The 11,242-nt window shown below is 67.6% G+C and carries 1 protein-coding gene and 2 pseudogenes; all 3 read right to left on the reverse strand.

Annotated elements, in window-relative coordinates; translation table 11 throughout:
• Positions 1 to 280: 280 nt before the first annotated feature.
• The gene (locus ACA047_RS19060) at positions 281 to 3,607 is read right to left on the reverse strand and encodes an amino acid adenylation domain-containing protein (protein ID WP_497360444.1); all 3,327 of its coding nucleotides are present in this window, start codon (positions 3,605 to 3,607) and stop codon (positions 281 to 283) included.
• A gap of 18 nt (positions 3,608 to 3,625) precedes the next feature.
• Positions 3,626 to 9,865, reverse strand: a pseudogene (locus ACA047_RS19065) (amino acid adenylation domain-containing protein); the annotation flags it as partial.
• Positions 9,839 to 11,242 (reverse strand): annotated as a pseudogene (locus ACA047_RS19070) (condensation domain-containing protein); the annotation flags it as partial. The pseudogenes ACA047_RS19065 and ACA047_RS19070, both read right to left, overlap by 27 nt.

An 11,242-nucleotide genomic window follows, 5' to 3' on the forward strand; every position in this document is an offset into this window, starting at 1 on the left:
AGCAAATGTCCTTACTAGACGAAGCTCGGCCCAGAATCGTTAACCCCTTCAGCACCCCGAAAGCAACAGGCTCTCCTGCAAGGCGCGGCGATCACACGCAGGCGATTGTGCCCAAGAGCCAGGATCCCGGCACCGACCAGGCAATCGATGTTGCGCCGCCCGTCCATGGCCTGCACGTGACGGCCCTTGGCGCTCTTGAGCGCCAGGGGCAGACGCCGTGGTAGCGGCGGGCATTGGGCTCATGGCGCGCCTGGCGGCTGAGCACTGTCGTATTCGTTCATTACTCCTCCTCCAGTTCCGCCATCAATGCGCTGAGCTTGCTGGCCTGGCGCGACAGGCTCTGGCTGCTGCGCGCCGCCTCCACACACAGGGCCAGGGCCGCCACCGTATTGGCCTCGAACACCTCACGCAGCGGCAAGGCAATCTGCAACTGGCGCTGCAGACGGGTGTACACCTGGGTCGCCAGCAGCGAGTGGCCACCCAGCTCGAAGAAGTCATCGGTCACACCAATGTCCTGCTGCTGCAGCACTTCGCGCCAGATCTCCAGCAACTGCGCTTCCAGTTCGTTGCGCGGGGCCTGCGGCGCACGCGCGGCCCATTGCGGCGCGGGCAGGGCCTTGCGGTCGAGCTTGCCGTTGGGCGTCAGCGGGAACTGCGCCAACACCATCAGGCGCGCCGGCACCATGTAGTCGGGCAAGCTCTCGCGCAGTGCGGACTTGAGCACGCTTTCGACGTTGTCCAGCTCGCACGCCAGGGTGACATAGCCGACCAGTTGCCGACCCAGCGGGGCATCGTGGTCCACCACGATAGCCTCTGCGACCTGGGGCTGGGCCCGCAGGCGCGCTTCGATCTCACCCAGTTCGATGCGCAGGCCACGAATCTTGACCTGATGGTCGGCGCGCCCGACGTACTCGATCAGGCCGTCCTGGCGACGCCGCGCCAAGTCACCGGTGCGGTACAGCCGCGACCCCGGCTGCGCGCTGAACGGATCGGCGACAAACGCCTGGGTCGTACGCATCGGATCGCCCAGATAGCCGCGCCCGACCCCCACCCCAGCCACATACAGCTCACCCACCACGCCCGCCGGCAACGGTTCCAGGCTGCCATCGAGGATGTGCAGGCGGTTGTTGTCGGTGGGCGTGCCGATGGGCAGGTAGGCGGCCGTGTCGCTGATCGCCTCGACCTGGTAGAACGCCACGTCGTCCGAGCACTCTGCTGGGCCGTAGGCGTTGATCAAGGGGATCGCCGGGTAGCGGCGCTGCCAGTCCCGGGCCAGTGCCGGCGGCAAGGCTTCACCGGTCGGCAGCATCCAGTTCAGGCTGTCCAGAGCCTGCTCGGGTTCGTCGAGCAGGCCCTGGATCAATGCCGGTACCGACTCCAGCACCGTCACGCCGCAGCGGCGGACATGGGCCAGCAGAGCCGAAGGGTGACGGGCGATGTCCTCGGGGAAGATCTCCACCCGGCCACCGCACAGCAGCGCGGTGAGGAACTGCCACACGGAAATGTCGAAACACTGGTTGGCGGTCTGGGCAATCACGCTGTGCTCGTCCAGGCCCAGGTATGGCACCTTGCTCAGTTGGTTGTTGAGCATGCCCGCCTGCTCCACCATGACGCCCTTGGGCTTGCCGGTGGAGCCGGAAGTAAACAGTACGTAGGCCAGACTGCGCGGCCCACTTGGCACCGCCGGGTCGACGGCGGGCCACGCCTGCTCCTGCCAGTCGTCCATCAGCAATACCGGGCAACGCCCTGCGACCGAATCCCGGCCCAGCAGGTCAAAACTCTGCTCCAGCACTTCGCTGCGGGCACGACGGCTGACTACACAGGCCACCGAGCCTGCCGCAAGGATTTCGGCAATGCGCTGTGGCGGATGGGCCGGGTCCAGAGGCAGCCAGGCAGCCCCCGCCTTGAGGGTGGCCAGCATCATCACCAGCAGGTCCAGGCCGCGCTCATCGAGCAGTGCCACCTGCCGCTCGGGCCCCACCCCCTGGGCGCGCAGGCACTGGGCCAGGCGGTTGGCGCGGGCGTCGAGCTGAGCGTAGGTCAGCGACTGGTCCAGGCAGGCGGCGGCGATGCGCTGGGGATGGCGCGCGGCACTGGCGGCAAACAACTGGGCATAACTGCTGTGCAGCGGGTAGTCGCGCTGAGTGGCGTTGTGCCAACCCAGCAGGTGTTCACGTGCAACCGCATCCAGGCGTGGCAAGCGGGCGACCGGCGTCTGCAACCCGTCCAGCAGGTTGATCAGCTGCTGGCGGAAATTGGCCAGCAGGGCCTCCACGGTCGCGCTGGCGAACAGCCGCTCGTCGCAGGACAGGTGCAGTGTCAGCGCTCCACGGGGGTACGCCACCACGGTGATTGGGTAGTTGGTGTGGGTCCGGCTTTGCAGCATCTCGGCACGCAGCTGTTTGCCGCCTTCCACCACCGCCGCATCCAGCGGTGCGTTCTCGAACACCAGCAGGCTGTCGAACATCGATTGCCCGTGGGGGATGGCACTGGCCTGCTGGATCTCCACCAACGGCAGGTGCTCGTGCTCGCGCATCGCCAGGTTCTGCGCCAGCAACGCGCGCAGCCACTGGCCTGCGGTGGTCGACGAGCCGGGTTCGGGCACCTGCACGCGCAGCGGGATGGTATTGATGAATAGGCCCAGGGTGGCGTGCATGTCCACCCGCTCCAGTGGTCGCCCGGCCACGGTGATGCCGAACAACACGTCGTCACGACCACTGTAGGCTCGCAGGGTCAGGGTCCAGGCAGCCTGGACCACCGTGTTTATGGTGGTCTGCTGTTCGCGCACGGTGACGCGCAGGCGCTCGGTCTGGGTTTCGTCCAGGGACACCAGGCGGTCGATAATGCGCGAGTGGCCGTCGCCGCGCCCGCTGGACTTTTCCGCGGGCAACGGGGTGACGCTGTCAAAACCGGCCAGCGCCTGTTTCCAGTAGCCACGGGTCAACTGCAGATCGCGCTCGCCAAGCCAGGCGATGAATTCGCGGTAACGCGCCGCCACCGGCGGCAAGGCGGCGTCGCTGCCCTGCAACGACCGGTAGCAGGCCAGGAAGTCGGCCAACAGCAAGTGTACGCACCAGGCGTCCATGATGCTGTGGTGGTAGCTGACCACCAAGTGCACATGGGCCTCGTCCAGACGCGCCAAGCGAATGCGCAGCAACGGCGCCCGCGCCAGGTCCATGCCCTGGTCGAGCTCGGCCTGCAATTGGTCGTTCATCAACCGGCGCTGTTCCAGCTCAGGCCGGCCTCGCCAGTCGAAATGGGCGACCCATGGCGCCACCTCGCGCCGCACGATTTGTAGCGGCCGCTCGGTGACGTTCCACACGAAGCCGGTGCGCAGCGCTTCATGCCGGCGCACCACCATGGCCCAGGCAGCATCGAAGGTGTCGGGCTCGAAGTGGCCTTCCAGGCGGTACTGGTTCTGCATCAGGTAGATACCCGAATTCGGTTCCAGCAGGCAGTGCATCAGCAGGCCTTCCTGCATCGGCGCCAAGGGGTAGATGTCTTCGATCTCCGCGCGCGGCACCGGCAAGGCAGCCCATTGCGCTTCGCTCAGGCTGACCAGTTCGCGGTTATCGGCCTGCCGTGGTGCCTCGGCCTGCACCGCCACCGCACTCTGGGCCAGGGCTTCGACGGTGGGCTGCTCGAACAACGCCTTGGGGGTGATCGACAAGCCTTGCTGGTGAGCTCGGGTGACCACCTGGATGGACACGATCGAGTCGCCGCCCAGGGCAAAGAAGTCGTCGTGGATACCGACCTGTTCCAGCCCCAGTACGCTCTGCCAGATCTCACACAACAGGGTCTCGGCCACGGTGCGCGGCGCCACATAGTGCCGGGTATCGGGCCCAGGCTCGGGCAGCGCCTTGCGGTCCAGCTTGCCATTAGGGGTCAGCGGCAAGCTGGGCAGCTCGACGACCCAGGTGGGCACCATGTAGTCGGGCAGGTGCTCGCGCACGTACTGTTGCAACACCTCGCCGGCCAGCGAGGCGCCGTTCGGTACCACATAGGCAGCCAACTGTTGGCCAACGCCACGGGCCTGCACCGTGACCGCCGCCTGGCGCACGCCGGGGTGACGTTCCAGGCACGCCTCGATGTCGCCCAACTCGATGCGGAAGCCGCGAATCTTCACTTGCTGGTCGATACGCTCCAGGTACTCAAGCTGGCCATCGGTGCGCCGGCGCACGCGGTCGCCAGTGCGGTACAGGCGCTCGCCAGCGTTGAACGGGTCGGCGACGAAACGCTCGGCCGTCAGTGCCGGCTGGCGGTGATAGCCGCGCGCCAGACCAACGCCACCGATGTACAGTTCGCCGGCCACGCCCAGGGGCACCGGTTCCAGCTGCTCGTCGAGGACATACAGGCAAGTGTTGGCCAGTGGCTCGCCCAGCAGCGGCTGTGGATTCTCGCCGCCGATGCGCTGGCGCGCCGACCAGATGGTGGTTTCGGTGGGGCCATAGACGTTCCACAGCTCCCCGCGCCCGGCCAGTTGCGCGGCCAGCGCCTTGGGCAGCGCCTCGCCGCCGCACAGCAAGCGGCAAGCCGACAAGTCGAGCCCGGCGTCCTGTTCCAACAGCATGCGCCAGGTGGACGGCGTGGCCTGGATCGTACCGACCTGCTCGCGCTGCACCAGGGCCCACAGGCGTGCCGGATCACGGGCGTCGTCACGGTCGGCGATGATCACCGGCGCGCCGTGCAGCAACGGCAGGTAAAGCTCAAGCCCGGCGATGTCGAACGACAGCGAGGTCAATGCCAGCATCGCTCGCCCCGGGGCCAGGCCCGGGGCCTGGGCCATGCTGGCGAGGAAGTTGCTCAAGGCGTCATGGTGGATGGCCACGCCCTTGGGCTTGCCGGTGGAGCCGGAGGTGTAGATCACGTAGGCCAAATCGCCCGCGGCATTGATCGTATCCGGATCGATGTCGTCCTGTGACTCTTGTGCACAAGGAGTGTCCAGCAACCACACAGGGATGTCCCCGGCGGCGTCATGCAGTTCGGCTTGCAGGCTGTGCTGGGTCAGCAGCAAGGCCATGCCGCTGTCGCTGAGCATGTGGGCCAGGCGCGCCGGCGGAAAGGCCGGATCCAGCGGCACATAGGCGCCACCGGCCTTGTGGATCGCCAGCAACGCCACCAGCATGCCGGCGCCGCGTTCCACGCACAGGCCCACCAGCGCGTCGCGGCCGATACCGGCCCGGCGCAGGCGCCAGGCCAGGTGGTTGGCCTGGCGGTTCAAGGTGGCGTAGTCCAAGCGTTCGTTGCCCGAGCACACCGCCAACGCCTGGGGCGTGCGCTGCGCCTGGCGCTGGAACTGCTCGGCCAGGGTCAGCGCCGGCACTGCACTGCGGCCCACTTCACCGACCGCCAGCAAAGCGCGGCGCTGGGACATTTCCAGGCCACGCAACTGCCCCAGGCATGCCTGGGGCGCATTGCACATGGCCAACAGCAGGCGCTCCCAGTACTGCATCAGGGCGCTCACGGTGACCAGATCAAAACAGGCCGGGTCGTAGTGGCACTTGACCGACAGCTGTGCTCCGGGGCTGATGGTCAGCATCAGCGGGTAATGGCTTTGCTCGCGCACCTGGGCCGGGCCGAAACGCGGCCCCAAGGCATCGCCGGCACTGTCGAAGGCAGCCGACACCGGGTAGTTCTCGAACACCAGCAGGGTGTCGAACAGGGTCTGCCCGCTACGGCCCAACCAGCGCTGAATCGATTGCAGGGGCGTGTGCTGGTGGTCGCGCAGGGCCAGGCTGTCTTCCTGCCAGGCCTCCAGGTAGGCCGTCACCGTGTGCTCCGGCCGCGGCGCGGCATTGACCGGCAAGGTGTTGATGAACAGCCCCAGTTGTTCTTCGATGCCCGCCACCTCGGCCGGGCGACCCGACCAAGTGGCACCGAACACCACCTGGGCCTGACCGCTCAAGCGCTGTAACAACAGCCCCCAGGCGGCCTGCAACAGGCTGTTGAGGGTGACCCGGCGATCACGGGCAAAGGCCTCCAGCGACTGGCTCGCAGGGGCGCTGAAGCGGTGGCCGTGATAACCACCCTCGCCGCCCAGGGCCTGGCCTGCCAGTGCCTGATGCAGCAAGGTCGGCTCGTTGAGGTCGGCCAGGCGCGCCCGCCAGAAGGCTTCGTCGGCTGCGGTATCGCGGTCGGCCAGCCAGTGCAGGTAATCGTCATAGCGCGACAGTGGCGCGCCCAGGCTCTCGCCACGATACAACTGCAATACCTCGGCCAGCAGGCGCGACAGGCTCCAGCCATCGAGCAGCAGGTGATGACAGGTGAAAATCAGCTGATGGCTGTCGCTGCCGGTGCGCACCAGGTGCAGACGCCACAAGGGCCCGGTGTGCAGGTCGAAGCCTTGCTGCAACTGGTGCCGGGCCAGGGCATCGCGCTCGGCATCGGTACGCAGCTCAAGCTCGATCAGTGGCAGCTCGACGTTGCGCAATACCACGCGCACGCTCTTGTCATCCTGCCAGTGGAAGGCGCTGCGCAGGCAGGCGTGGCGCTCCAGCACCGCCTGCCAAGCGCGAGTGAAGCGCACGCTGTCCAGGCCCCAGGCATCGACGCGCACCTGGTTGATGTAATCCCCGGGGCGGCTGTCGTACAGGCTGTGGAACACCAGCCCCTGCTGCAACGGGGTCAGCGGGTATAGCGTCTCGATGCGGCCTGCCGTAAACGGCAAGGCCTGCAACTGCTGTTGATCGAGGGCCGCCAGCGGCACGTCCGAGGGGGTCAACTGCCCCGGCTCCGTATGCAGGCAATGCTCGATCAGGGCTTCCAGTTCGCGGGCAAAACCGTCACGCAGCGCCTCGATGGCGACCGGGTCCAATTGCCGTGCACTGAAGCTCCAGCCCACGGCCAGGCAGTGGTCATGGACCGCGGCGTTCAGGGTCAGCCAGTTGTTCAGCGGCGCCTGGGCATCGACATTCGCGCCGGCCGGCTCCGCTGCCAAGCCGAACAAGTCGTTGGCCGAGAACTGTTGGTCGAACTGGCCCAGATAGTTGAAGGTGATCCGCGCCGGCGGCAGTGCAGCCAGCGCTTCGCGCAACGGCTGCGGACCGAACTCGCGCAGCACGCCATAGCCCAGGCCGTTGCCGGGCACGCGCAGTTGTTCCTTGATGGTTTTCAGTGAGCCGGCCAGGTCCTGGCGCGGGGTCAGACGCACTGGCCAGGTGCTGGTGAACCAGCCCAGAGTACGACTCAGGTCCTGCTGTTCGTCGAACGTTTCACGGCCATGGCCTTCCAGTTCCACCAGCAAGGCCTCGGCATTGCCCCAGGCACAGGCGGCGCGGGCCAGGGCCGTCAGCAACAGATCGTCGACCCGGCAACGGTAGGCGGCGGGCGCGTCGGTCAACAGCTGCCGGGTGCGCTCGGTGCTCAAGCGCAGGGTCAGGCGGATGGCATCGCCTGCACGCGGTACCGCGTCGGCCTCCAGCAGCGGCCACTGCAGGCTCGGCCCGCGCAATGCGGCCAGCCACGTGTTGCCCTCCTCGATCAACCGGGCGCTGCCGGCATATTCGCGCAGGGCCTGGCCCCAGGCCTGCCCCGACGTGGTCTTGGGCGGCAAGCTCGGGGTCGCCTGCGGGTCGGCCGCCAGGCTGCGATAAACCCGCTGCAGGTCTTCGAGCAGGATGCGCCAGGACACACCATCGGTGGCCAGGTGGTGAATCACCAGCAGCAATCGCTGCCCGCCCTCGGCCAGGTTCACCAGCGCCGCGCGCCAGATCGGCCCGTGTTGCAGGTCCAGGCTGCGCTGGGCTTGCTCGGCGATGGCGGCCAGCTCATCGGCGTCGGCGCCCGCCCGTACCCACAACCCCGCAGGTGTGGTGTCCTGCCCGTAGTGGCCCTGCCCGTTCTCGTCGAAGCGCAGGCGCAAGGCATCGTGGTGGGCGACCAGCAGGCTCAAGGTGCGATCCAGCACATCGGCCCGCAGCGGCTGGCGCGGTTGCAGCATCACCGCCTGGTTCCAGTGGGAGCGTTGTTCGATGGCCCGGGTAAAAAACTGCTGTTGCAACGGGGTCAGCGGCAATGAGCCCTGCACGAGCCCCTGATCAATGAGCGTCGCGCTGCGCTCCTCGCACGCCGCCGCCAGGGCACGCAGGCTCTGGTGCTGGAAGAGGTCGCGAGGCTTGAGGTGCAGGCCCTTTTCCCGCGCGCGGCTGACCACCTGCAAAGCAACGATGGAATCGCCGCCGCGGGCAAAGAAGTTGTCCTGGCTGCCGATGGCCTCACCGCCCAGCAAACTGTGCCAGATGGCCGCCAGGGCTATTTCTCGCGGACCTTGCGGGGCTTCGAAGGCTGCGCCCTGCCATTGCGCTGCCGGCAGTTGCCGACGGTCGAGCTTGCCGTTGGCACTCAGTGGCATGCTGGCCAGCGACACGGTCTGAGCCGGTAGCATGTAGTCGGGCAACTGTTGGGCAGCCCACTCGCGCAGGCGTTCGGCCAAGGCCGCCGGGGCATCGTCGCGCGGCGTGACATAGGCCACCAGCGCCTGCCCGCCCGGGCTGTCGCAGACCATCACGGCTGCTTCGTGCAGCCAGCCACTGGCCAGCAACGCCGCCTCGATCTCGCCCAGTTCGATCCGTTGCCCACGCAGCTTGACCTGATGATCGAGGCGGCCCAGGTAATCCAGGGTGCCATCGGCCGCGCGTCGCACCCGGTCGCCGGTGCGGTACAACCGCTGGCCGGCCTCGAAGGGATCGGCCACGAAGCGTTCGGCGGTCAGCCCCGGTCGGTTGCAATAGCCACGCGCCAGGCCGACACCGCCCAGATACAACTCGCCGGACACACCGTTAGGCACAGGTTGCAGCGCCGCATCCAGCACGTAGGTGCTCAGGCCGTCGATGGGTTGGCCAATTGGCACGTGCGGGCGGTCGTCGGCGCGGCAGGTCCAGTGGGTCACGTCGATGGCCGCTTCGGTCGGCCCATAGAGGTTGACCAAGCTAGCTTGCGGCAGGCTGGCCAGGCAGCGTCGCGCCAGCGCCGCCGGCAAGGCCTCACCGCTGCACACCAGCAGACGCAGGCTGCCCGCGCGGGCCGCGACTTGGCCGTCGGCGAGGAAGGCCTGGAGCATGGACGGCACAAAGTGGATCACACTGATGGCCTGGCCCTCGATCAGCTCGGCCAGCGCCTCGGGGTCGCGGTGTGCCCCCGGCGGCGCCATCACCAGGCGCGCGCCCTGGGCCAATGGCCAGAGGTATTCCCACACCGACACGTCGAAACCAAACGGGGTTTTCTGCAGCACCGCATCGGCGCTGCTCAGTCCATAGGCCGCCTGCATCCAGTGCAGCCGGTTGGCCAGTGCCGAATGCCGGTTGCCGACCCCTTTGGGCCGGCCGGTGGAACCGGAGGTGAAGATCACATAAGCCAGGTGTTCGCCCAGCACCGGCACCTGAGGTGCCTTGTCCGAGTAATCGTCCAGGGCCAGGGTCGCCAGGGTCAGCACCGGGCGTTCGGTCAGCGCCAGCAGCCGCGCACTGTAGGCAGCGCTCTGCGCCACCACGGCATGTGCCGCGCTGTCGGCGAGCATGCCGGCCAGACGTTCGTCGGGTAGCTCCGGGTCCAGCGGCAGCCACGCACCGCCGGCCTTGAGAATGGCCAGGATCCCCAGCACTTGCTCGAAGGAACGCTCGGCGCACAGGCCGACGACGGCATCCGGCCCCACGCCCTGCTCGCGCAAGGCATGGGCCAGGCGGTTGGCCTGACTTTCCAGTTGACCATAAGTCCATGAACGCTCGCCCACCACCAGCGCCACAGCGTGCGGGGTACGGCGAGCCTGGTCGGCGATGCTCTGGTGCAGCGGCTGCTCGAAGGCAGCGGCCGAGGCGCCGCGACTGGTCTCGAGAATGGCCTGTTGTTCCTCGGCCAGCAGCAGGGGCAGTCGCTCCAGCGCCAGGTCCGGTGCCTGGATCAAGGCGTCAAGCAACTGCTCGTAATGGGCCAGCAGGGTTTGCATGGCAGTCGCGTCGAACAGCTCCAGGTTGTACTCCAGCCGCGCGCTGACCCCACTGGCGGACACGTCGATATCCAGGGACACGTCGAACTTGGCGATCCCGGTGTCGATGCGCACCGGCTCCAGGCGCAGGCCGCCCAGCTCCGGCAGCTCGCCTGAGGCCTGGGTGCGCAGATTGAACAGGGCCTGGAACAGCGGTGCGCGACTCAGGTCGCGGGTGGTTTCAAGCTCCGCTTGCAGCAGCTCGAAAGGGTAATCGGCATATTCCAATGCCTTGAGGAACTCGCTGCGCAGGCGTTGGCACAGCTCGGCGCCGGTAAGGTCGTCGGCAAACGCCACCCGGTACAGTTGCGTGTTGACAAAAAAACCCACCAGGTCCTGGGTTTCCGCGCGGTTGCGCGCCGCCTGGGGTACGCCGATCAGAAACGCCTGCTGGCCGCTGTAGCGCACCAGCAATGCCTGCCAGGCCGCCAGGCAGACCACGAACGGAGTCAGCCGGCGCTCGCGACAGAAGGCTTGCAGGCGCTGCGCCAATGCCGCTGGCACGGCACGGCGCAAGGCCGCACCACGGCTGCCGAGGATCGCCGGGCGCGGTCCGCGGGTCGGCAGGTCCAGGGCCGGGGCACCACTGCCCAGGTAGCCGCGCCAGTAGTCGGTGGCCGGCCCTTCGGCCAGGGCGTGACGCTCACGCTGCCAGCGGGCGTAGTCGGCGTACTGCAGCGGCAGTTCGGCCCACTCGCGGGTGTCCAGGCCCGCCGCCCGGGCATAGGCGCGGCCCAGGTCGCGCAGTAGCACGCCGTTGGACCAGGCGTCGGACACGATGTGATGCAAGGTGATCGCCAGCACCGGTGATTGGCCTTCGATCAAGGTCGCCCGCAACAACGGGGCCTGCCCTAGGTCGAACGGCCGGCGCGCTTCATCCAGCAGCAGTTGTTCGAGGGTCGCGCCGTCAGTCAGGGCACGCTCGTGCAAGGGCACCTGGAGCTGGGCCAGTGGCTGCTGCCAGGCCTGGCCATCGGCTTCGAAAAAGCGCGTGCGCAAAATGGCGTGGCGCTGTACCAGATCGTTCAGGGCTTGTACCAGTGCCGGCCGATTGACCTCACCGTGCAGGCGCAGCGCATGCAGCAAATTGTAGGCGACGGCGTCTGGTTCCAGCTGGTGCAGCACCCACAGGCGCTGCTGGGCGAACGACAAGGGGGCCGGCCGATCGCTGCCACTCGCTGCGATCCGCTCCAGGGCCGGGATTTGCGGGCTGGGCGAAGCAGGTGTCGAAGGCGTGACGGGGGTCGGGCGGTATCCATTCAT

The organism is Pseudomonas sp. LBUM1664, assembly GCF_059695895.1.